Raw genomic sequence first — 23,266 nt, forward strand, 5'->3', positions numbered from 1 at the left:
AGATGATAGAGCGAGGGAAAATAGAAGGCGAGAAGGGAGCAACACAGACACCCACGATGCCGTTACTACCTCGCTCTATCTCAATAATTAAGGGGGATAGTTAATGGAGATTCAGGTCAGTGAAAAAGGGTCTATCAAAAGTTCAAATGACGCAGCCAGGATATTGAAATCAATACTATCAGCTGAGCCTGAGATCGAGAGAGAAAAAGAGCATTTTTGGGCTATCGGGCTCAACATAAAAAACCAAATCAAATATGTTGAGCTTGTAAGCCTCGGCACATTGACCGCTTCTCTTGTTCATCCTCGTGAGACCTTCAGAATGGCGGTACTGAAAGGCATAGCAAGTCTGATCGTCGGCCATAACCATCCGTCTGGAGACACGACACCATCAAGAGATGATCTGACAATAACCAAGCGCCTTAAAGAAGCAGGGGAAATCCTCGGCATCAACTTAATTGACCATGTAATCGTCACAGAGACAGAACACAAAAGTTTAATGGAAGGAGGACTGATATGAGATTAAAGCAAGGAGACAAAATTCAGGGTGGAGCGTTTGACGGATTTAAAGTTATCTCTGTCTATACGAGAGAACAGGCAATTGAGGATGGTTTTCTGGTGGATGTATCAACGACAGCAAAGGAAGCCGGCTTCAGGTATCCGGTAGCTGTTACAAGGGCTGTATGGGATACCTATATTGTCCCTGATGAAAAAGCGAGAGCATGGGGACAGGGAGAAGACGGCAGACTGTGGGATACGCTCTGGATGCTCATGTGGGAAATCAGGCAAGGCGGAGAGAGTGAGATACTTTACAAACTGTATTTTGTCATGAAGGAAAAACAGCGCAGGCTTGTAACGCTCAAAGCTGTTTGCGGGCCCGGCGACGATGGCGAGCCGGTTATAACGATAATGTTACCGGAAGAGGATTAACCGGTGATGAAAAAAGGAGGTGATGAATTATTGAATGATCCGGCAGTAAAAGTAAAAAGGGCTGTCATAAGACAGCCCTAAACCCCAAACCGCGAAGAAAGGAGTTTATGAAATGAGTGTATCAACTGACAAAAAGAAAGTCAAAAAAGCACCAAAGACAAAGGCTGTGAAGGAATCAAAGAAGGAGAAAATTCAGGTCATTGAAATATCTCGAGATGCCCTGACAAAGACGTTAAAGACTGCGAATGATTTCATCATGAAGAAAGGAACCCTGCCGGTGCTATCAACTGTAAAGCTTGAGTTCACAAACAAAGAGTGCATGGTTTCAGCAACAGACCTTGAGGTCTCATGGACAAAGCGTGTCAAAGTTTTAAAAGGTGCGGTTGTCGCAAGGTGTGTACCCGCTGATCTGTTGATCAGAGAGATTCAGGCTCTGCCTCAGGATATTGTCAAGGTCGAGTTAGCCTTCAGCCCTGATACTGTTAAGATTAATGACAGATGTACGATCTGGACGATGAGCGCGGATGACTTTCCGGTTCTGCCTGATATAAAGGGCAAGGATATTGAGATCGACAATATCACCGAAAGCCTCAAAAAAGTCATTGTAGCAATCGGCGGTAGCGATACGAGATATACACTTAACGGCGTCTGTTTTAATTTTGCTGACAAGATGATCGTCGGCACTGACGGACACCGTCTGCATACTGAGACCCTGAACTTTAAGGGTGATGTTAACAGCCAGATAATCATTCCTGAAAAAGCCTGTAAGGCGATTATCAAATATCCTCACAAATATGAACATGACCGTGACGACTGGAGAAGCAAAGAAAGGGAAGTTAAAGGGATGTGGGAGACAAAGACATATACACTTAATGTTTTCGGCAATGAGGTCAAAGTTGAGTATAAGGCGGACAAAAAAGCAGAGGATATAGATATTACATATTCCGGTCCTGTTAACGCCTCAGGTGAACATAAGGGGTATGTAGGCCATTACTCGCTCACTCACTCAAAGCATGAGACCATTCAGGATTATTTACAGAAGCAGGCTGAAGAGATGTATCTTGACTATCATAACCCGATGCCTGTCAGACTGAGCGCTGACACCAAGCATATTTCCTGCACCCTGGCCGGTGGGACAATGACTGCAAAGCTGATTGACGGCACATATCCTGATGTCAAAAAGATCATACCTAAATCTCAGCCGGTCAAGGTGGATTTTAATGCAAAAGAGTTTCTTGAAGTTATGGCAGGTGTCATGCCTGTTCTCAGGGATAGTAAAGGTGTGAAGCTGACTGTGAACGGCAAGATCGACATACAGGGTATGAACCCTGGAACCGCTGATTACAAGTGGAGCGTTGATGCAAAGAGCAGCGGCAAAGGCAAAGACAAAACCCTGATAGTCGGCATGAATGCTCAGTACATAATTGATGCTGTCAGGGCATACGGCGAGAGCGGTACAGTCACGATGGAGCTTAGCGAAGAACTCTCTCCCTGCCTTATCAACAAGAAAGCTGTTATTATGCCGATGAGAGTTTGACAATGACCTTAAAGGAGGCAAGAGTGATTTATACGATCGGGTATCAGAAATCAAATCTTAAACATATAATCAGCATTATGGATGCAAAGGACATCGGCCTCTTGGTCGATGTCCGCTCCGTCCCTTATTCCAGAGTCCCTGTGAAGTATGAGTTCAATAAGAACAGGCTGATCGAAGAGCTTAAAGAAAGATATTTGTGGGTCGGTGATATCTGCGGCGGGAAATCCGGGAACCCGGTACCGCAGAAATGTATCAACGAGATTATCCGCCTGCATAAGGGCAGGGGCTTCAATCTTTTGCTTATGTGCATGGAGAATCATCCGTGTGACTGTCACAGGCTATATGATATTTCCAGAAGGCTTGTGAAGGCAGGAGAAGTTCCTGTGCATCTGTTTGATGGCAATGAGGTAGAGATGCATGTGCTGTCAGAAAGATTCTGTAAAGAGAGGGGGGATAAGAGACGTGAAAAACGATAGAGAGCTTCCGATAAACAAAGTATTCCCTAACCCGAACCAGCCCAGGAAGGAGTTTGATCAGGAAAAGCTGGAAGGGCTTGCAATGAATATCAAAGAGTATGGTGTATTGCAGGCGATAGTGACGACTCCACGGACTGACCCCTTGCATGGTGAGGGGTTCATGATAATAGCAGGGGAGAGGCGTTACAGGGCTTCACTCTTGGCAGGGCTTAAGACTATCCCATCAAAGGTCATTGAGGCGGATGATGCGCTTGTTGAGGAGCTGGCGCTGCTTGAGAACATACAGCGTCAGGACCTTAATATCATCGAGGAGGCAAAGGCATTTGAGGCTCTCTTAAAACGTAAAGGCTGGAACAAAGAGAAGCTTGCCAAAAAGATGGGGTTCAAACAGGTATGGAGAGTAGACGAGAGACTGAGCCTGTTGAAGCTGACAGGCGAGCATCAAGATATGGTCATTAAAGGGGAGATAACACCTTCTCAGGCTTTTGAAATGAGCAGGGTCTCTTCAGAGAAGCAGGAACTTATCCTAAGGAAGATCCGTGCCGGCGGTCTTGATTCATACAACAGGCTCAGGTCCTTCGTAGAGGGGCTTATTGATATGGACAATCAAGCCAAAATGTTTGAGCTAACCTCTCTATCCTCTGAGGAGAAAAAGAGCATAGACGACTTCAGAGGGCTTATCAGCAACATTGAGAGGGCAATCGGCACACTACAGGTCAAGCACTTAAAGAAGCTCAGCCTTCATTCCGATATCAGCGCAGAGAGGATCGACCTCATTATCAGTTCGTTGATGAAGATCAGGAAGTCTGTACTGGCAGGAGAGGGGTTCAAGAAGGCAATGGAAGAAGCGGCGTAAAGGGGCGTATAGCCCAGAAGGGGGTTGGTCCATACCAATCCCCTTTTTTCATGTCGAATGTTAGTTAGGTTAGCGTTTTAAGAACGCCAGATTTTTATTGACAACCCTTTTAAACATAAGTTAACGTTGGTATAAAATATGGTTATGTTTAATATGGATGAATTCAATAAATCAACAAAAAATTCAATAACAATTGAATTTGATCAGGCTATTTATACTCTAAAAGCTATCAAGCGAGCAATTTCTGATTTTAGCGAGAGAGCCAATAGTACTATTGAAAATATATCTCAAGGAACAATTCGCGTTCTTATCTTTCCCATTCAAAACAAATCATTTAATCCTGCAGACATTGAAAGAGATTTTGAACGTCTTGTTTTCGATAATCAAATCAATATAGAGGTTGAAGAAGATTTTAGAGATATAAGAAACATAATTGTAGCTCAAGCATTTTTCCCTTGTGATAATATTGAGAAAATAGTGGATAAACTTGATCATGAAGGGAATATATAAATTTCTTCCATTTAGATTCACACGTATCAATGACAGTGTTTTACTTGCCAATGATGTTGGTGATTACTATTTTCTTAAAGAAAAAACCTTTAAACAGTTTGTCAAGAAACAAATTGATATTAACAGTCAAGATTATTTCGACCTCCAGTCGAAATTTATGGCTTACCACGAATATCTTCCAGAGACAATTGATCTTTTGGCAACAAGATATCGGACAAAAAAAAGGTTTTTATACGACTTTACTTCCCTTCATATGTTTGTTGTTACACACAGATGCAATAATAAGTGTTCATATTGCCATGCTTCTTCAGATGACGAATCTTTGTCTAAAGAATATGATATGAATCTTGAAACTGCCAAGAAATGTGTCAATTTAGCCTTTCAAAGTCCATCATCGAATATAAAAATAGAGTTCCAGGGTGGCGAACCTCTTCTTGCTTTTGATGCAGTAAAAAATATTGTCGAATACGCTAATGAAATAAATGAAACTATCAAAAAAAATGTGGATTTTGTCATTTGCACGAACCTAACCACAATTACTTCATCACAAATGGATTACCTCAAAAAGAATAATATACTGATATCTACCTCTTTAGATGGACCGCCTGAAATCCATGATAAGTGCCGTAGAACCAGAAGGGATACGAATACTCATTACATGGTAATTGAGAATCTTTCTTGGGCAATGAATATACTTGGACGAGATAAGGTTACAGCGTTAACAACAGTTACACCTTATAATATCAACAAACTCCATGATGTTATTGATGAATACCTTCGACATGGACTTATATCTATTTTCTTGAGAATGATTAATCCGTATGGCTCTGCTATCAAAAACTGGGATACAATTGGGTATACCCATGATGAATTTGTAAAATATTATAAAGAAGCTCTGGACTATATTATTCAATTAAACATAGCGGGCCAATATTTTCCTGAAGAATTTGCAACTTTATTACTTACTAAAATCATGACACCATTTGCTACAGGTTTTGTCGATCTCCAGTCTCCAACAGGTGTTGGTATCGGCGGTGTTATATATGAGGTAAATGGTGACGTATTTGCGGCTGATGAAGCCAGAATGCTTGCAAAGATGACTGGCGATAAAACATTTTGTTTAGGCAATGCGCATACAGATAGCTGGCATAAAATATTTTGTAGTCCGAAACTGAAAAGTATTGTTTCAAATTCGTGTATAGAAGCCATTCCAGGCTGTGCTTGGTGCGTCTATCAACCATACTGTGGAAATGACCCTATAAGAAACCATACCCAGCATGGTCATTTTATTGGTAACAGTGCGAGAACTGATTTTTGCCATAAGCACAAAGCAATTTTCAATATTATATTTGAATACCTTCAAAGAAATGATTCAAGCATTATAAATGTATTTTGGTCATGGGTTACTCGGCGAAACACATTTGAAATGAACAATAATATTATTTCTTCTTGATAACATGAGATCATTTAAAACAATTACAAATAATAATAAAATGTGTATTTGCAAAATAACGTCAAAGTGCGTTGATGCGAATGGGACAATTTCATACTTTGCGTCTATGTCAAATGGCAACACATGCATAATCCTTGAAGCAAGAGCGTACACGCCAGAGAACTATACAGGTTTTGTATATAGAATTTATGATGATAATCAAGCCTTAGATGTTGGAGATATAGTGCGCTTTGAAGAAACTGGACATGGCACTGTTATATACGAAAATAAGTCTTTCTCTAATGCGATTTTCCTTACTGAAAAATGTAACTGTAGATGTATAATGTGTCCACAGCCTCCAAAAAGCATCGATAATTTTGATCATATTAATTTATCACGCAACACCCTTTCTTTGTTGGATTCTGAAACAGAAGTAATAGGCATAACTGGCGGAGAGCCTACAATGGTATGGGAAGACTTAATGGAAGTTCTGACAATATGTCGAACTAAACTTCCCAAAACCTCTATTCAACTTTTGACCAATGCCAGAGTATTGAAAGACTTCGGCAAGACTCAAGAATTATCTATTGCTGGCGGCAAAAACCTGATTGTTTGTATTCCAGTTTATGCTGATGTTTATTCAATTCATGATAAAATAGTTAGTGTTAAAGGAGCTTTTTGGGAAACAATTAACGGTATTTATAACTTAGAAAGGCTTAATATTAAAATTGAGTTACGTACTGTAATTTCAAAATTGAATTATTCTCGTCTTACTAATTGGAGTGAATTTATTTATCGAAACCTTCCATTTGTAAGTCATATCGCCTTAATGGGCTTAGAGCCAACTGGTTTGGCGTTAAAAAACATAGACGAGGTTTGGATTGACCCACTGGAATATATGCCGATGCTTGAAGAAGCAACTAAATTGTTATATCAACGCAATATGAACGTGTCGATTTATAATCATCAGCTATGCACATTGCCAAAGAAACTTTGGGGATTTTCAAAAAAAAGCATATCCGAATGGAAGAATATTTATTTAATTGAGTGTATAGCTTGTAATAAGAAAAATGAGTGCGGAGGTTTTTTTAAATCTTCAGAGAAGATAAGAGGGCGTAATATTAGCCCATTTATATAAACAATTTTATAATTCAAGGAGAGGTGATATTATGTCAAAGAAAATGTTCTTAAAGATTTGGGCAGGTGTTTTATCTTCATTGTCATTATCAGCTACTGAGAGTGTTGCAGATCTACAAATATACCAAAGAGAACCGGCTAATGATAAATTTGAAATAATTATGGAATCAAGCAAACCAGATATCTTTCTCAAACATGCAAAAGAAACTTACTCTGATTCTATGCTATTTGCAGGGCACAGAAGTCACCGTAGCCATCAAAGTCATTATTCATCTTATTCAAATCCTGACAAAACAACTAACACCTCAACTAAATCTACTGAAAAAACAATATATACTCCCTCTACAAACCCAGACACTACAACATCTCCTGAAAATTCAATATATACACCCTCTACAAATCAAAACACTAATACATCAAAGAAATTAAAGGAACTAAATTCTACTGATATAAAGATGATTCAATTTTCACTGAACCTTCTTGGATTTAGTGCTAATAAAGTTGATGGGATAATGAGTAGTGGCACTAAATCTGCTATTGAGAAATTTCAAACCAGCGAGAATCTCACCGTATCTGGTAAGATGGACGGTCAGACATGTTTGTTTTTAGCTCGTAAGCTTAAAGAGAACTTCCCAGACAATGCTGATGCAAAGGCGGTACATACTCATCTTATGAGTCTCTATATGAAATTAGAAAGTAGCACATTGGAAATCACTAATTAGTTCAGGAGAATTACAAAAACAATGAAGCATATTAATAAAATAATAAGTGTAAATTTATTACTCTTTATTTTATTGTATGGAACGCTTCTGTCTTTTGCAGTAACTCCTACTTCATGGTCAGGAAAAGTAATAGAGGTTCTTGACGGAGACATTATCAAAGTGCTCCATGAGAACCATGAAGAAACTATTATTTTAGCTGAAGTTGACTGTCCAAAAGTTGACCAGCCATTCGGAAGCATCGCAAAAAACTTTACTTCATATTTGAGTCTTGGAAAAATAATTACAGTAAAGCCAGTCGGTACTGATGGCAATAGTCATATTGTTGCTCACATAATTCTTCCTGATAGACATGATCTGAATGAGGACTTAGTAGAGGCAGGCTTAGCTTGGGTATTACCATCAACTTCAACTAAAAATGCGTTATTAGATAAAGAAGCACAAGCTCGTTCTGATAAACTTGGGATTTGGTCTGAAACAAATCCTATTCCACCATGGGAGTGGAATATAAATATCCGCCAGGCTGAAAACGAAAGACTGCTATCTAACATCCAGGAAACGTCACCTTTATCAAAAGATGAAATTAATACTTCTATTAGTCAGAACCTAAAATATGAATCTGATGAAAAAGACAGTTTTGTAATCTATCGTGGTTTTGTTGTGAACTTTAATTGTCTTAAAAAAGGTCCAAATTTTACCATACATAGACTTACGGCAGAACAAATATCTACGGATCATGGCGAAAAAGCTAAAAGAAGAAGCAGTTTTTTTATAGACGACCATCATTTAAAATCATGTTCCGCAACAAACAATGATTACAAGAAAAGTGGGTACGATCGTGGGCATATGGTTCCGGCTGGTGATTTTTACTGGAATCAATTACTGAAAAATGAAACTTTCGTTTTAACGAACATTTCTCCGCAAAGTCCAAACCTTAATAGAGGTATTTGGGTATTCTTGGAGAATACAATTAGAGATAGAGTTACCAAAACAAGGCATACATTCTATATAATCACTGGCGTTATATATAGTGAGACTAAAAGCGATGTTATGGGACTTAGTAAGGTCGAGGTGCCCGATTCATTTTACAAAATTATTTTTGATTCTGATAATAATGAAATGTATGGTTTCTTAATAAATAATGACTTAGACTCCTATGATAGGTCTTTAAAAAGTTATCAGGTTAGCATCGACTATATTGAAAAATTAGCTAATGAAGATTTCTTTGATAACCTACCTGACATGCTTGAAAACTCCATAGAATCCTCAACAATCTATTTAAATTAATATGAATTATGGCCTTGAATAAATGTTGTACCAGCCTTGCCCTTAGTATGGTCCTTTCTCTTTTTATTGCCAATCCATTTGTAATCTATCTCCTCTTTAAACAAGTATCTATTTCCATGATCGTTTTTGCAATCGTTTTTATCATGATATATACAACACATTATTTCTATAGCGATGCAAAATGGTTCTTTATATATTTATTGAACTTCATAGTCATTCTATCAATTTTCTTATACTTTGAAGTTGTATTTAGGTATGCATTTCAGGAATATATAATCAAAGATTTGTATATAGCGAAATCGAAGTATTATTTCAACAAACCCAATTTAAATGAACCTCTAATAGATAGTGAATATAAATCACTATACCGCACTAATAATCAAGGTTATCGTATCGGTATATCAACTCCCATGGATAAGGAGTTGAAAGCATGTGACTGGATATTCTTAGGTGATTCTTTTACGCAAGGAGCACAAGTTGAATTTGAACAACTATACACTTCGATGTTATATAGGTATTTCCCCAATAAAATAATACTTAACGCTGGCGTTAGTGGCTTTGGAATCGCAGAGGAATATTATTTGCTCAAAGATTTAACCGCGGAAATAAAACCTAAAAAGGTTTTTTTGCAATTAGGTAGTTTTAATGATTTTGTGAACGTTGAAATTAAATCGCGAAGCATATCAGATTATATAATGCAATATTCTGATCTGTTTAGATATTTACTGTATGGATTAAAGTATCAACGTTCTGATGACTTGCCATTAGGAAGGTGGACAGAGCCGTTTCATATATCTGAGAACGACAATATTGACTTTAATATATTTTATAATAAGTCATCTCCGCAGAAAGAAGCAGATATTGAGGCACTAAAAAAGTATTTTGTTCTTTTAAATCAAGAAGTAGAAAAAGCAGGAGCGGAGTTGATTTTAATTATTCTTCCATCAAAGGAGCAGGTCTATCCAAGATATTTTGATGAAGTCATTAAAACTTTTAAGATTAATATTGAATATTTAGACATGAATAAGCCTAATAAAATATTAACTGACTTGGCTAACTCATTGGGAGTTAGAGTTATAGATTTAACCAAAGAGTATAAAAAACTTCCTAATGAAGTTTTCTTAGTAAAAGATGAACATTTAAATGCATATGGGCATTCAGTGACCGCTGATATCATTGCAAATAAAATGAAAACCGAAGAAGCTATGAACGTTAAAATATTAGGATCGCATTCAATGACCGAACGGTATCCATCGTATACGAAAAATGGAACAAAATTAATCTATCAAGCATTACGTGAAGGAAAATTTGAAATAATGGAAGATGATATCATTTATGGTACAGAACAAAGAGTAACCTATGGCGGTGCTGACAAGCTTCACCCAACATTTTCGCCAAATAATGAGTTGATAGCATATACAGAAGGAGATCCATCATCACTCAGAAGTAAGATTGCAATTCTCGATGTAACTAATTCACACAAGACATTAATTACAAATAAGGAAAACCAATTTGGAGCTATTCCAATGTTCTCAAGTAATGGTAAATTAATCACATATGCCCAATGGCATTATGATCCTCGACTAACATATTATTCACTGCCACAAATAGTTTACTCCGAATTAAACGGGGATCATGAGACGGTTATTACAAATAATGATTTTGAAAGCTGGAGACCAGTTTTTTCAAAAGACTCACAGTCAATATTTTATATATCAAGACGTAATGAGAATTTTGATATTTATAGATATGATCTTATATCTCATATAGAAATGAATCTTACAAATACTCCATATGATGAATGGGACCCGAGCATTTCATTTGATGGAAATAAAATTGTTTTTGCTGCTCATAAATATGGGAATTGGGATTTATTTGAAATGAGTATAAAGGGAGAAAATATTAGACAGTTAACCTTTACCGTTGGAGATGAATGGGATCCAAGCTATTCGCCAGACGGCAGTAATGTTGTTTTTGCTGGTGATTTTGGTTTTTTGGGCGGAATATATGAATATTCTCTTAATGAGCATTAATACACTGTATTTTGTAGTTGTATTTTATTATCTACACTAATTTGAAGGCCAGAAAAAAAGGACATGTCTTATGTTAATTGTTATACTAAAAAGGAGAAGCCATGTACTGCACGAATTTTAGTAATCAAGTCGACGTAAAGGCGGGCGGCAAGTGCCAGGCAGCTAAACGCTATGCTTAAAAGGAAAACTTACATGAGATTATTGCAGGTAAATTTCTTTGTTGTGATTCTCGCCTTGTCTATAGTCAGTTGCGAGAAAAGCCCTGTTGAGGAATTGCAAGAGAAGGCAACCATTTGGATCAATACACTCCATTCCCTCACAGGGGATGAACAGCATGATGTCAAGGCAATAGAGGAATTCATTGAACCATCGTCAGTTCGTGGTGAAAGAGCAAAGGAATACTACATTGAATGGACGAAGGATACGTCGTATAAAGTGATAGCGGGCTCTGTAGATGAGGTGTTAGTTGAAACAGATGGAATTAAAGGAATGGTCCGATATAGTATGGTTTATGAAGACTCGTCAGGACAAAGACAGGTGATTTCGCAACGCACAAAATGGAAGATGGTAGACGGAGTATGGTATCGCATTATTGAAATGCCTGACATAAGAAGATAATTTATCTACGAATTCGTTTTAATCTCTTTTAAAAAATAAAATAAATAAAAGATTTTCCTCCGATATCACCCAGAAATAGCAACGAGCATATTATGATATTTAGTAAACATAATTCCTTTATTGTTACATGGTTAATGTCCGCCTTATAATAATACCTTTCAATCCAGTCGAACGTTTCATTTAAAAAGAAAAATATAAGTAATAATAAATATGTAATTAATTCAAGTTGAGAAATACCCTGTATTTTAAATATTGACCATAAGTTATATGTATCATTAGGAATAAGATCAGCAAGTGAGAACATATCAGACATGATAGTTTTGATTATATAGGTTGCACTTGTAAGATTATTTGCTCGGAAGAAAATCCAGCCCAAAGAAACCAAATTAAAGGTTACAATTGTTTTAATTAACTTATGTAATTTATCATATTTATTTAAACCAATTTTCTCAGCAATATATTCTCTAACATTGGCAGTCATGACGCCAGACACATAAAATAGACCATGTATTGCTCCCCATATAACAAAGTTTAAACTTGCACCATGCCATAATCCACTAACTAAAAAAACAATCATTATATTTCTATACCATCTATAAGTAGATACAGTATTGCCACCTAGAGGAATATATATATAATCCTTAAACCAAGACATTAGCGTTATGTGCCATCTTTTCCAAAAATCTGCAATTGATGTTGCAAGGTAGGGTTTTTGGAAATTTTCTGATAGCCTGTATCCAAATAGTTGTGCTGTGCCAATAGCAATGTCACAGTATCCTGAAAAATCACAATATATTTGGAAGGCAAATATATATGTTGTAAGCAGGAAAGTAAATCCGTTATTCCCATATGGATTGCCATAAACCAAATCAACTATTAAAGCTAATTTGTCAGCTATAACAATTTTTTTAAAAAGACCCCAAAGAATCCGTTTAACACCATTTAGAACTGCATTTAAATTTATTGTCGGCAAGTTATTAAATTGAGGAAGCAAATTGTCTGCTCGTTCTATTGGCCCAGCAAGAAGTTTTGGGAAAAAGGAAATATATAAGGCGAATTTACTGAACTGCTTTTCAGGAATATACTTCTTATTATATATATCAAGGCAGTATGAAATAGCTTGAAAAGTATAGAATGAGATACCAATGGGTAAAGTGATATTATGAATGTTGTAAAAAGATGGGATACCAAAAGAGGGAATTATAATTTTCACAAATCTCAAGAATAAATCTAAGTACTTAAAAATAAAGAGCAACCCTATATTTGAGAATAAAACAAAAAATAGCCAAAACTTCTTTTTGAGGCCTTCAGACGAAATAATTTTTTGACTACCTAAATAGGTTGTAACCGTAGAAAATAGAATTAAAATTATGTATATTGGTTCCGAATAAACATAAAAGAAATAGCTTGCTACCAGAAGAATAATCCAACGACATTTAGAATTAACGAGAAAATAACATGCTAATACTATTGAAAGAAAGATTAAATATTCTGTAGAGTTAAATGGCATGAATATTTTGGGGGGACTGTCTCAGCCAACTTCGCAACCTCATTTATCCCCAGTAATAATTATATACGAATAATTAGTAAGAATTTATTAACGGATTTAGCTTTTATTAAAATTATATAAATCATAACTTTAATAGCTGAAATCTGTTAATTATATTCTGACGATTATGAAATTTATTGTGTTGCGCTGTTTGCATATTATTTTGATATGAGCTGGGCTTATCGTATAACATAAATATTGAATATCCATAACTTGGTCGTTTTTATTGTTATTTGATGTTTTTGAGAAATTGTAACCTATCACTCCCCCCCCACGCCACAGCGTGTCATTATTTTTAAACCATATCTTGAAAAATCCCTGTTATATCTCTATGATTTTATTTAGATAATCAAGTTATATACACTTTTGGAGGCACATGATGCCCGGTTCTCCGCTTAATAGCGGGGCAGCCGGGCATTTTTTGTTATGGCTGAAAAAGATAACGCATCAACAGACAAAGAGAAAGAGCAGAAGCTGAGAGAGCTTTCCCCTGAAATGCTTCTTCTTAAGCTGAAGTCTAATGTTGCCAAGAAGCTGGCTGCCGGCGAGACAGGCCTCACCAATGACATCAAACAGATCCGTGACCTTGAAGAGACGTTAAAAAAGGCCTCAGGCGGAGATGCACCAGAGACGGAAGAATTCGGGATCCCTGAGCGTTTCAAGGTGAAGAGACGTTCTTATACATTGTCTAAGGCTGCTGTTGAGCAGAGGCGCAAGGCCCAGAAAAAAGCAACTGAGGCGATGCAGAAGCAAGGCGCCTCCACAGGGCCCAAGACTGATGCCGGCAAAAAAGCAAGCCGTCATAACGCATGGAAGCATGGCTCATATGCCGACAGCCTTTTCAGTCGCCTGACACGCCCCTGTAAAAAGACATGCCCTGATTATCCATGTGTCCTGATCGAAGGCGGCAATACCGCCCCTGGACAACCCTGCATGGATGCAGAGTATCTGTACGAGGCATTTATGGCTATTCTCGATGCCGTCAAGAATAACAATTATGACGACTTCAACAGTATGGCTGCACTGACTACATCTGCAAATATTCAGATACTCAGAAAGATGCAGGAAGCATTAATAGAGGACGGAGTTGTGGTCATGGGCGACAAGTTTGATAAAGATGGCACTGTTATCGGGCGTGAGCTCAAGGTCCATCCGGCAATCCCATATCTTGCAAAGCTTACAGAGGCGCTCGGCTTTACTCCGAAGGATCTGAATATTACTCCAAGAGAGCTGGCAAAGGAGAAACAGGGCGATAAGTTCCATAAGACCCTTGCTGAGATGATGAGCGGAGTTCCAAGGAAAGAGGATAAAGAATGAATCCTCAGGTAATGGAGCCTATTGAGCTTGCTGATCTTAAAAAAGGGATACGTGTTCCTGAAGTTGATTTTGAGAAGTGGCTGCAAGCTCACGACTGGACATGGCATCAGCTCGCAAGGAACGAATTCCCTATGCCGTTTGAAAGCCTTGATCAATTCCAATTAGCCTGTATATGTGCAGATCCTGTCTTATGGGTGCAGGCATTTCTGAGAGAGCCTGAGGATCCTGACCACAAGGAACCTTACAACCTTTTTGATTATCAGATAGAGTCACTGAGATATCCCGGGCATGCTATTCATGCTGATGCTGCCGAGGTTGGTAAAACAAGAGAGATCGTTGCCCTTGGTCTTCAGAAAGGGTTTACCACGCAAAACGGCTCCGGTCTGATCGGAGCTCCGATGCAGTCTCACCTTGACGAGATCATCGAGGCGATGGATGACCAGTTTACCTGGAACCCTGATCTTGGAGCCTGTAGGTGGCACAGACGCCATAAGGACGGCTGGAAGAAACACCCGCATCATGCTTTTTACTTTACAAATGGTTTCAAGATCGATTTCAAGCCTTCAGGCGACAAAGGAATGGCATACAGGGGAGTGCATGCAAGGACCTTTGCATTTAAGGATGAAGGAGTGAAGGACAAAAACCCTGCGCAGTGGTCTGAGTTCTGGAGGGCGGTAAAGCCAAACTGTATCGTCAGGCTTTATTCCGTGCTGGATGGTGACCGCTCCTGTGATTTCTATAAGCTCAAAGAGAGAGCAAAGAGCACGAAGAAGGAAGAGGAGATGAAGATCGATTCCTTAAAAGGCGCACAGGGGCATGTGAAGAATATCAAATTCAAGCTCTTTGTATGGCCAAAGACATTAATGCCGGTACCGTACTGGACCCCTGAGAGGAAACAGTTCTATGTTGAGCAGTACGGCGGAGAGGACTCTGCCGGTTACAAACACAATGTCATGGCGCAGGACGGCGATCCTGAGAACTCTGTCTTCCCATGGACACAGTTCGGCCTCACGATCAAGGATGTCCCGGATTATCGATGTCTTAAGGTTCTTGTTGATTCAGGCAACAATGAGGTCATTGTTAACGGCTATAAGTGCGAGTATGTCCCAGGTGATGACGGTCCGGTGCCGAGGGTGATATCTCTTATTGATGAAACATACAAGGCATCGACCTTCTTTGATTTTAATGATGATAACGAATCGGAGTTCAGAAAGCTGATCAAGAGCTTTTTTATCTCGATCCCCGGCCTTAAGCGCGGCGGCGGTGACTTTGGTTTCAGCGGTGATCCTACTGAGTTATTAATAAAGAGCATCATCGGGAAAAAGGAACGGACAGTCGCACGTCTTCAGCTGAAGCATGTTACATATGACCAGCAATGCCAGGCGATTGATGCCATGGATGATGTTTACGGCCCCATCGAATCGATAATGTGGGGAACTGACTTTGGCAATGCCGGTTCAGCTGTTACTCATATACTTCAGGGTGAGCCCAGATACAGGCATAAGAATTACAGTCACAGGTTGAAAGGTTTTATGTTTGAATCAACGGCTGACAATATCAATGAGGCCGGCGAGCCGATAATCGAGACAAAGACACAGAAGCCGGCAACGATAACGCTCAAGGAACTGGCAACAGATATCCTGGTCCAAAAGATGCAAAGGCAGGAGCTTGAATATCCTCCTGACCCTGATATGGTTTTGTTTTACCCAAACCATACGGTCAGACAGGGAGGAAAGCACCGCATATACAAAAAAGAAGATGATCATATTATTGACGCTGACAGGGTGCAGATATTGGCAAAGCTCTTTTCGGCAATGGTGGAAGACTATTTTTCATCCGGGAGTAATGTCCGATGATATTAAAAGCAGACGGCACGATCTATGAGAGTAAAGCCGCGCCTGATGGAATAATCGCTATCTCACAGTTACGTCATAGCAGCCCTCAGGGTCCCATGACCGACTGGTTTAATAATTATGTCTTCAGAAAGATAGCAGGCGAGTTTTATGAGGTGCTCAGGGAAGGTATCCCAATAATTGATGCCGCCATTTCGCGGCTCATATCTCTTGAGGGGACGATCAAGATAATCGGGGATAATGCGCAGCTTGTCAGAGAGCTTGAGGATTTTCATCGGAACATTCCTGTTGGTGATATGCAGACCGGCATAAATGCATTCCACAGAAATATGTCTAATGAGAAGTTTGAACAGGGCTTTGCTCTTCCTGAGATCGTAGCGACAAAAGACCTTAAAGATGTTCAGGAACTCAGGGTGCCTGACAGCAAGTATATTATCTTCAGGAGAAACAAAGACGGCAGATCTGAACCCTGGTACCGTTATCCCGGAGACTCCCCTGCGCGGAGGCCGCAATATTATTCAACGCCTCTTAATATTATTCAGGAGATACTTACCGCCTCATACGGGCAGGCCGTTAATATTAACGGTGTAAATGAGGTGAAGCTGAATCCTGCCAATAAGATATATTTCTCCATGAACAATGAGAATACAGACCCGCACGGGGTATCTCTGATGCGCTCAATGGAGTTTTGCGCGAATATCCTTGTGACTCTTGAGAATGCGATGAAGAACTCAGGCGACCGCTTTGGAGATCCTTCTTACCATATTCATTTGAAAGGCGCGAAGGCCGGCAACCAGACGGAGGTGGAGAGCAGAAGAAAGAAGCTTGAAGCAGATTTTACAACGGTCATAGAGACAAAGAGAGCGGGGCAGAGCGCTGATCTTGTTACAGCCGGAAGCGCAGATTCAGACGTCAGTGTATCTGTGATAGGACATGACGGACAGCTATTTAATTTTATGATACCGATCCGTCATGCAAGCGAGCAGATACTTGCAAAGACAGGCCTTGCCGCGTGGAGCGTCGGGCTTTATTGGGGCGGAGCCGGAGGTAAAGCAAACATTGAGGCAGAGATGATGCTTGCCGATGCAAAGGTCAGAGGGGCAGAGATGCTCCCCGGATACATAAAGCTTTTTTCCACCTTCCTTCAATTAAGAGGCTATACATGGAAGAGCATTACTACTTCAGAGGATAAACCCGGGGACTGGGGTGTGGTCTTTGAAACTCCAAACATCCGCGACCTCGTCACAACAGCACAGGCAAGATTCCTAAATGCACAGGCAGATATGATGCAGAATAATGCCGGCATGATAGAAATCAACAGTCAAGCAAGCGTTGAAATAGGCGGCAATAAGTATCCGATAATAAAGGGTAAAACATGTGGATGTAAAAGCTATGCCGGCAAGGAATTTAAACGTCCCTTGTTTTGGCCTGACCTTGATGATCTTGAAACAAAATATGAGACAAAACTAAAAGATAAGTGGCGTGATTTTGAGAACAGGTCATACAGGATATTAAGTATCGACATGGAAGAGGTCATAAAATCTCCCGACAAATTTATTTTTACTGAGATACAAAAGAAGGATCTTGAGAAGGCGCTCGATAAATACTTAAAAGGTTTAAAGCTTGATGACCTTCCTTATTATTATGGGCAGGCTTATTCACTCGGCTTGATAGCAGCTGCTTATGTGGTTCAGAAAGAGGATGAAGGGTTTGACCTGAAAGATATAGATTCTATTCCTCCGCAGTCATCAATTGCGGCAGTCCCGATTCTGGACATCATAAAGAATAGAGAGATATTTGAAGATATTGTCAATTCCGGTTTTGATCTTGTAAAGGACAAAGCCACCAGCCGGATCAAGGATGAGATCATTACAGAGATAGAGAGCGCGGTAGCAGCGGGTAAAAATCCAAAGGAAGTGGCATCAATACTTAAGGGTAAATTCAGCGATGCCAATTCAGACTGGGAGCGCCTTGCACGGAGTGAACTCTCCATGGCGGCAGAAAGGGCGAAGCTCGACGAATGGGGTGAGTGGGAGATTAAAGAGGTGGAGTTCGCTCCTGCACCTGATGCCTGCCCGATATGCAGGGCGCTTGCCGGTGATTATCCGATAGCGGACTGTCCGATACCGGTCAAAGATACACATCCAAGATGCCGGTGCAGCACAAGGCCTGCGGAGAGCGAAACGAGATAAAGGATAAGTGGAGCTATGAGATCAACCTTGAAGACGGGGAACTATACATAACCACTGGAGGATAATGTGTCTGATACCTATGTAACAGAGGAACGGTTTAAGGATTATAAATTAGCAGTAGAAAAACTTTGTGATACAAAACACAGCCCTCTTGGAAAAGATGTTGAATGCTTATTCGATAAACTTCGCGATAAAGCGGAGAAGAGCGATCTTGATAAAAAAGCAGATCAGACGGAGGTGGAAGGTTTGAAGGATAACGTCAAGAGTATTGATAGAAAATTCTGGGCGGTGATTCTTTTAGTGATCACAACGCTTATAGCTGTAATTCTCAAGTAATGAAGATCGGTAATGGAATAAAAGAAGTTGGGCTCAATGACATCTGTTGCAGATGCCGTGAGGTAAGTACCTGCCCCGATCTTGAAGCGATGAAGGAATTACCGATAGTGAAGATATTATTTATGATCATCTGTAATAAAAAGGGGACTGATGAATAAAGGAGGATGCTGATATGGTATTGAGTGTATTCGGGACAGTGTTCGGGTTTTTGACTTCATTCGCACCTAATCTGCTGAAGTTCTGGCAGGATAAGCGGGATAAAGACCATGAGCTGAAAGTGATGGAGCTGCAGATGCAGGCTCAGGCTCAGGGACACATGGAAAGGCTTGAGGAGATTAATGCCGAGGCTGACATCGCAGAGAGCAAGGCGCTCTATCAATCTGCTCAGGTTACATTATCCGGTGTCAGCTGGGTTGATGCGACACTTACCTTTCTTAATTCCAGCGTACGCCCGATTATTACATATTCATTCTTTGGAGTTTACACATGGGTGAAGGCGGAACAGTATGCAGTTGCAAATGATATTTCAAAGGTCTGGACAGCAGAAGACATGGCGATCTTTTGCACGATTATCAGTTTCTGGTTCGGGTCACGGAGCATGAGGTACTATTTTGGCAAGAAGTCATAGAAAGACAACGCCAGCGGGGCGAAAGTTGATTAAGGATTTTGAGCAGTTTTCAACAACGCCTTATATCTGCCCGGCTGGTTATTGGACAATAGCATTCGGGCATTTAATAAGAAAAGGTGAAGTTTTCACATCTGTAACAGAAGAAGAGGGAGAGGCGATACTGGAAAAGGATTTATATACAGCAGAGAGGGCTGTCCTGAGATTAATAAGCGTGCCATTATCAGACTCACAGTTTGATGCTCTTGTATCATTTGTTTTTAACCTTGGCTCCGGCGCTTTACAGAGCAGCACGTTAAGAATGAAGATCAATCGCGGCGAATATTCTGCGGAAGTGGCGGTGCAGTTTATGCGATGGGTTTATGCCGGAGGGCGGAAATTAAATGGTCTTATTCGCAGGCGCCGGGCTGAGGCCGATATGTATTGCATGTCGGCAAATATGGGATTAAAACAGGCGGCATAAATGGAGATGTTTCAAAGTAATTAAAAAAGTGACACGCTGTGGCGTGAACTTTTCTTTTAAAGCTGTTATAAATTAAGCAATGAAAGAAAAGAAGCCCGCTGAATTACCTAATGTACGGTGCAAAAAATGCGGGAAGCTATTATTCAAAGGAGAGTTTACAGAGATAGAGGTCAAATGCCCCCGCTGCAATTTCTTACAGACCTTCAGGGGTGCTCAAGCACTTAAGAAAGCAAGCTAATACACCATAACCTAAAGAGGCACATGATGCCCGGTTCTCTGCTTAACAGTGGGGAAGCCGGGCATTTTTTATTATGGCAGACAAAAAAGGGAAGACAGACAAGATAACGCAGAAGACTTCAGATGATGCTCTGAAGGATTTTAAAAGATCCGGGATTGAAGGAACAAAGAGCAGATGAAGATCACAAAAAATAAGATCCTTAAATCATTCGGCGCCAAAGCGGTTATAACCACTCCTGACGATACTCAGCTTGCGATCATAAACGGATTTACAAAGAGGGTATTTACGGCTGATGAGCTTTATGTGTCCCAGATACGTCTTGCTAATAATGCCATTGACCGTGACGGGGAGCGTTTCAGTGATGAGACACTACAGGGGTTTATCGATTCCGCAGTAAAGAAGACCTGGCTGCTTGATCATGATAAGAAGGTCAGGTCAGCGATAGGCAAGATCTTCGCAGTTGAGAAAGAGAGTATGACCATAGAGGATGCGAAGAAGATCGACGAGAACATCGAACTTCCAGCAGGCATGAAGGAAGTTATCTTTTTCTCTCCATGGATATACATTCCGAAGAAAGGCATTAGCGATCAGGACCTCATTAAGATCGAGGCCGGTATCTATGACTTTGCTTCAATAGGATTCAGCGCCGACAAGCTGGCTCCGGTCAGGGATGATGAGGAGAATATCCTTTACTGGGAATACAAGGGTGCGGGAAAGACAAATGAGGGCTCTTATGTTTATCTCGGGGCACAATATGGCGCAGCTTCAAAGACAGCTGATGACGATAAATTCAAGCATGAGAAACAAGGAGGAATTGAAAAGATGAAGGACCTTATCAAGAAGTTTAAGGAGATTTTCCAGAAGACCCTTTCAGAAGACGGATATATTCAGGAGATCGTTGATTTCGTCAAAGGGTTGAAGGACGAGATAACTGCAAAAGAGACAACGATATCTGATCATGAAAAGAAGATCAAGGAGCTTGGGCCGATGGCTGAGATCGGGCAGAAGGTGAAGGACAAGCTTGTTGAAGACGCAGTTCATTCCTCTACGCTTTTAGGCGAGATTGATAACACGGACGATGCCAAGAAGAAAGAGACAGATTACCTCAAAGGTTGTTCCTTTGACCGCCTTCAAAAGACGCATGACAGCCTTTTGTTTAGGGCAAAAGAGAAGTTTCCAACAGACCCGGCATTTCAGTCAAAGGACAATGAAGACAGGGATAAAACCAAATCCCCTGCCGGCAGCAGCGGAGGGGAGAGCCCTCTAATAAAGAACGCAAAAGAAAGAGCAGGAATAACTGACAAATAAAGTAAGGAGGCCATTGCAATGAAGCTGACAAAAAGAGAGAAGAGGAAGTTTTCACTTATGGGGTTGATCGTGATTACCCTCATCATGGTTATGGGGATCGGGATTGTCGGAGTGGTTGCGCCTAAAGCGCTTGCCGTTTTGCCGCTTATAGGTATCGCACTTGGGATTGCCTATGCAGAGGGCAATTATCTGAGCGATGTTTTACTGAAGGAGGCTGATGATAGGGTCTCCCGGGAGAAAGTGACGGTCATATCAGGACAGAATCTTTTAATCGGCGCAATAGTCGGGAAGATCACAAAAGCGCTTGGGGCGATCACAGCTGATGCAGACAACACCGGTAATGGAACATGTACAGGCGTTACGATGGGGGCTGACGCATTGCTCGGCACTTATACGATTGAATGCATTACTGCTGTTGAAAATGGCGGGAAATTCAAGGTTATAAACCCACTCGGCAATGCCTTGCCGGATGCAACTGTTGCAGTTGCTTATGTGAACGATCAGATTAATTTTACAGTCAATGACGGAGCCACGGACTTTATCGTTGGTGATAAGTTCACTATCGTTGTTGGTGCCGGCAGCGGGAAGGTCACACAGCTTGCTCCTGCCGCGATTAACGGCTCACAGAATGCTTACGGCATGCTGACATCTGCGATTGATGCAAGTTCCGCAGATGTGGAAGGAGTAGCTATCGTCAGAGATGCCGTGCTAAAGAGTTTGGGTATCGTATGGCCGGCGGGCATAACGGAACCACAAAAGGCTGCTGCATTGGCAGAGCTTGAAGCAAAACTTGTTACCACAAGGGAGGGGGTATAAACCATGTTTGTCAACTTAGCGAAAGATCCTGCATTTAATGTCGCCTCACTTTCACAGGCGATAAACATCCTGCCGAATAACTACGGCAAAGTGAGAGAGATGAACCTCTTCCCGTTCAAGGGAGTGAGGACGAGAGTTATATATGTTGAAGAACAGAATGGCGTTCTCAACTTATTGCAGACACAGCCGATCGGGGCGCCGGGAGATGCCGGAATAAGCGGCAAGCGTAAAGTGAGGTCATTTGTAATACCTCATATCCCGCATGACGATGTTGTGCTTCCTGAAGAAGTTGAAGGCGTCAGGGCATTCGGCGCTGAACAGGATGTGCTCAAGACCATAGCAGATGCAGTCAATGAGAAACTTCAGAGCATGAAGAATAAGCATTCCATAACGCTTGAGCATCTGCGCATGGGTGCTCTCAAGGGGATAATCCTTGATGCCGACGGTTCAACCCTCTACAACCTCTATACCGAGTTTGAGATAGAGGCCAAGGAGATAGATTTTGTTCTCGGCACTGCAACCACAAAGGTCATCAACAAGTGCAATGAGCTTGCGAGACATCTTGAAAAGAATCTTAAGGGTGAGGTCATGAACGGAATACATGCCTTCGTGTCTCCTGAGTTCTTTGACAAGCTGACGAATCATGCGACAGTCAAAGAAGCATATGCCAGATGGCAGAACGGCGAGGCGCTCCGGTCTGACATGAGAAAGGGTTTCAGGTTCGGCCCGATCATGTTTGAGGAGTATATCGGTGAAGCGACCGACAAGGCCGGTAACGTAAGGAAGTTCATCACGGCTGAAGAAGGGCATGCGTTCCCGACAGGGACGAATGACACATTCAAGACCTTCTGTGCTCCTGCTGACTTTAATGAGACCGTCAATACCATTGGCCAGCCGATCTACGCCAAGATCTCAGAGCGTAAGCATGGGAGAGGCTATGATCTCCATACACAGAGCAACCCGCTGCCGCTCTGTGCAAGGCCGGGAGTCCTTGTGAAGGTCAAGTCAAGCAATTAATAAACTCAGAAAAGATCGCT

At 40.7% G+C, this 23,266-nt stretch carries 23 protein-coding genes; 22 read left to right on the top strand and 1 reads right to left on the bottom strand.

What is annotated here, in order from left to right; translation table 11 throughout:
* Positions 1-103 precede the first annotated feature (103 nt).
* From Q7U10_08660 to Q7U10_08715, 12 genes are all read left to right on the top strand, one after another.
* Positions 104-517: a JAB domain-containing protein gene (locus Q7U10_08660; protein ID MDO8282670.1), complete on the top strand. Its 414-nt coding sequence runs from the start codon at positions 104-106 to the stop codon at positions 515-517.
* Positions 514-927 carry a hypothetical protein gene (locus Q7U10_08665; GenBank protein MDO8282671.1) on the top strand — a complete coding sequence of 138 codons (414 nt, stop codon included), beginning with the start codon at positions 514-516 and terminating at the stop codon, positions 925-927. Before Q7U10_08660 ends, Q7U10_08665 begins: the two co-directional genes overlap by 4 nt.
* A 112-nt stretch (positions 928-1,039) precedes the next feature.
* Complete coding sequence (locus Q7U10_08670) at positions 1,040-2,464, top strand: DNA polymerase III subunit beta (protein ID MDO8282672.1); 1,425 nt, start codon at positions 1,040-1,042, stop codon at positions 2,462-2,464.
* Positions 2,465-2,487: 23 nt separating this feature from the next.
* Positions 2,488-2,940: a DUF488 family protein gene (locus tag Q7U10_08675; GenBank protein MDO8282673.1), complete on the top strand. Its 453-nt coding sequence runs from the start codon at positions 2,488-2,490 to the stop codon at positions 2,938-2,940.
* Positions 2,927-3,796: a ParB/RepB/Spo0J family partition protein gene (locus Q7U10_08680; GenBank protein MDO8282674.1), complete on the top strand. Its 870-nt coding sequence runs from the start codon at positions 2,927-2,929 to the stop codon at positions 3,794-3,796. The genes Q7U10_08675 and Q7U10_08680 overlap by 14 nt, the downstream gene beginning before the upstream one ends.
* 153 nt (positions 3,797-3,949) lie before the next feature.
* Positions 3,950-4,306 carry a hypothetical protein gene (locus tag Q7U10_08685; GenBank protein MDO8282675.1) on the top strand — a complete coding sequence of 119 codons (357 nt, stop codon included), beginning with the start codon at positions 3,950-3,952 and terminating at the stop codon, positions 4,304-4,306.
* Positions 4,290-5,759, top strand: coding sequence for a His-Xaa-Ser system radical SAM maturase HxsB (hxsB, locus tag Q7U10_08690; GenBank protein MDO8282676.1), 1,470 nt, complete (start codon positions 4,290-4,292; stop codon positions 5,757-5,759). The genes Q7U10_08685 and hxsB overlap by 17 nt, the downstream gene beginning before the upstream one ends.
* A 4-nt stretch (positions 5,760-5,763) precedes the next feature.
* Positions 5,764-6,876 (top strand): His-Xaa-Ser system radical SAM maturase HxsC, encoded by a 1,113-nt coding sequence (hxsC, locus tag Q7U10_08695; protein ID MDO8282677.1) that lies wholly within the window; start codon positions 5,764-5,766, stop codon positions 6,874-6,876.
* 31 nt (positions 6,877-6,907) lie between these two features.
* Positions 6,908-7,597 carry a peptidoglycan-binding protein gene (locus tag Q7U10_08700; protein ID MDO8282678.1) on the top strand — a complete coding sequence of 230 codons (690 nt, stop codon included), beginning with the start codon at positions 6,908-6,910 and terminating at the stop codon, positions 7,595-7,597.
* Between the two features lie 21 nt (positions 7,598-7,618).
* Positions 7,619-8,881: a DNA/RNA non-specific endonuclease gene (locus tag Q7U10_08705; GenBank protein ID MDO8282679.1), complete on the top strand. Its 1,263-nt coding sequence runs from the start codon at positions 7,619-7,621 to the stop codon at positions 8,879-8,881.
* A gap of 284 nt (positions 8,882-9,165) precedes the next feature.
* Entirely contained in the window at positions 9,166-10,914 is a 1,749-nt protein-coding gene (locus Q7U10_08710) for a hypothetical protein (protein ID MDO8282680.1), read from the top strand.
* 234 nt (positions 10,915-11,148) lie between these two features.
* Complete coding sequence (locus tag Q7U10_08715) at positions 11,149-11,532, top strand: hypothetical protein (protein MDO8282681.1); 384 nt, start codon at positions 11,149-11,151, stop codon at positions 11,530-11,532.
* 28 nt (positions 11,533-11,560) lie between these two features.
* Here Q7U10_08715 and Q7U10_08720 read toward each other — a convergent pair whose 3' ends face one another.
* Positions 11,561-12,745 carry an MBOAT family O-acyltransferase gene (locus Q7U10_08720; GenBank protein MDO8282682.1) on the bottom strand — a complete coding sequence of 395 codons (1,185 nt, stop codon included), beginning with the start codon at positions 12,743-12,745 and terminating at the stop codon, positions 11,561-11,563.
* A gap of 762 nt (positions 12,746-13,507) precedes the next feature.
* On the opposite strand from Q7U10_08720, the gene Q7U10_08725 reads away from it, so the two are divergent.
* From Q7U10_08725 to Q7U10_08770, 10 genes are all read left to right on the top strand, one after another.
* Positions 13,508-14,398 carry a hypothetical protein gene (locus Q7U10_08725; GenBank protein ID MDO8282683.1) on the top strand — a complete coding sequence of 297 codons (891 nt, stop codon included), beginning with the start codon at positions 13,508-13,510 and terminating at the stop codon, positions 14,396-14,398.
* Positions 14,395-16,254: a hypothetical protein gene (locus Q7U10_08730; protein MDO8282684.1), complete on the top strand. Its 1,860-nt coding sequence runs from the start codon at positions 14,395-14,397 to the stop codon at positions 16,252-16,254. Before Q7U10_08725 ends, Q7U10_08730 begins: the two co-directional genes overlap by 4 nt.
* The gene (locus Q7U10_08735) at positions 16,251-18,443 is read left to right on the top strand and encodes a hypothetical protein (GenBank protein MDO8282685.1); all 2,193 of its coding nucleotides are present in this window, start codon (positions 16,251-16,253) and stop codon (positions 18,441-18,443) included. The genes Q7U10_08730 and Q7U10_08735 overlap by 4 nt, the downstream gene beginning before the upstream one ends.
* A gap of 66 nt (positions 18,444-18,509) precedes the next feature.
* Entirely contained in the window at positions 18,510-18,779 is a 270-nt protein-coding gene (locus tag Q7U10_08740; protein ID MDO8282686.1) for a hypothetical protein, read from the top strand.
* 172 nt (positions 18,780-18,951) lie between these two features.
* A complete protein-coding gene (locus tag Q7U10_08745; protein ID MDO8282687.1) occupies positions 18,952-19,407 on the top strand; it encodes a hypothetical protein in 456 nt (151 codons plus the stop codon).
* Positions 19,391-19,867, top strand: coding sequence for a lysozyme (locus Q7U10_08750; GenBank protein MDO8282688.1), 477 nt, complete (start codon positions 19,391-19,393; stop codon positions 19,865-19,867). Before Q7U10_08745 ends, Q7U10_08750 begins: the two co-directional genes overlap by 17 nt.
* A gap of 79 nt (positions 19,868-19,946) precedes the next feature.
* Positions 19,947-20,105, top strand: coding sequence for a Com family DNA-binding transcriptional regulator (locus Q7U10_08755; GenBank protein ID MDO8282689.1), 159 nt, complete (start codon positions 19,947-19,949; stop codon positions 20,103-20,105).
* Positions 20,106-20,279: 174 nt separating this feature from the next.
* Complete coding sequence (locus Q7U10_08760) at positions 20,280-21,413, top strand: hypothetical protein (GenBank protein ID MDO8282690.1); 1,134 nt, start codon at positions 20,280-20,282, stop codon at positions 21,411-21,413.
* 18 nt (positions 21,414-21,431) lie between these two features.
* The gene (locus Q7U10_08765; protein ID MDO8282691.1) at positions 21,432-22,229 is read left to right on the top strand and encodes a head decoration protein; all 798 of its coding nucleotides are present in this window, start codon (positions 21,432-21,434) and stop codon (positions 22,227-22,229) included.
* 3 nt (positions 22,230-22,232) lie between these two features.
* A complete protein-coding gene (locus Q7U10_08770) occupies positions 22,233-23,246 on the top strand; it encodes a major capsid protein (GenBank protein ID MDO8282692.1) in 1,014 nt (337 codons plus the stop codon).
* The last annotated feature ends 20 nt before the right edge of the window (positions 23,247-23,266 follow it).

This window comes from Thermodesulfovibrionia bacterium (assembly GCA_030646035.1).
Taxonomy (GTDB): Bacteria; Nitrospirota; Thermodesulfovibrionia; order UBA6902; family UBA6902; genus JACQZG01.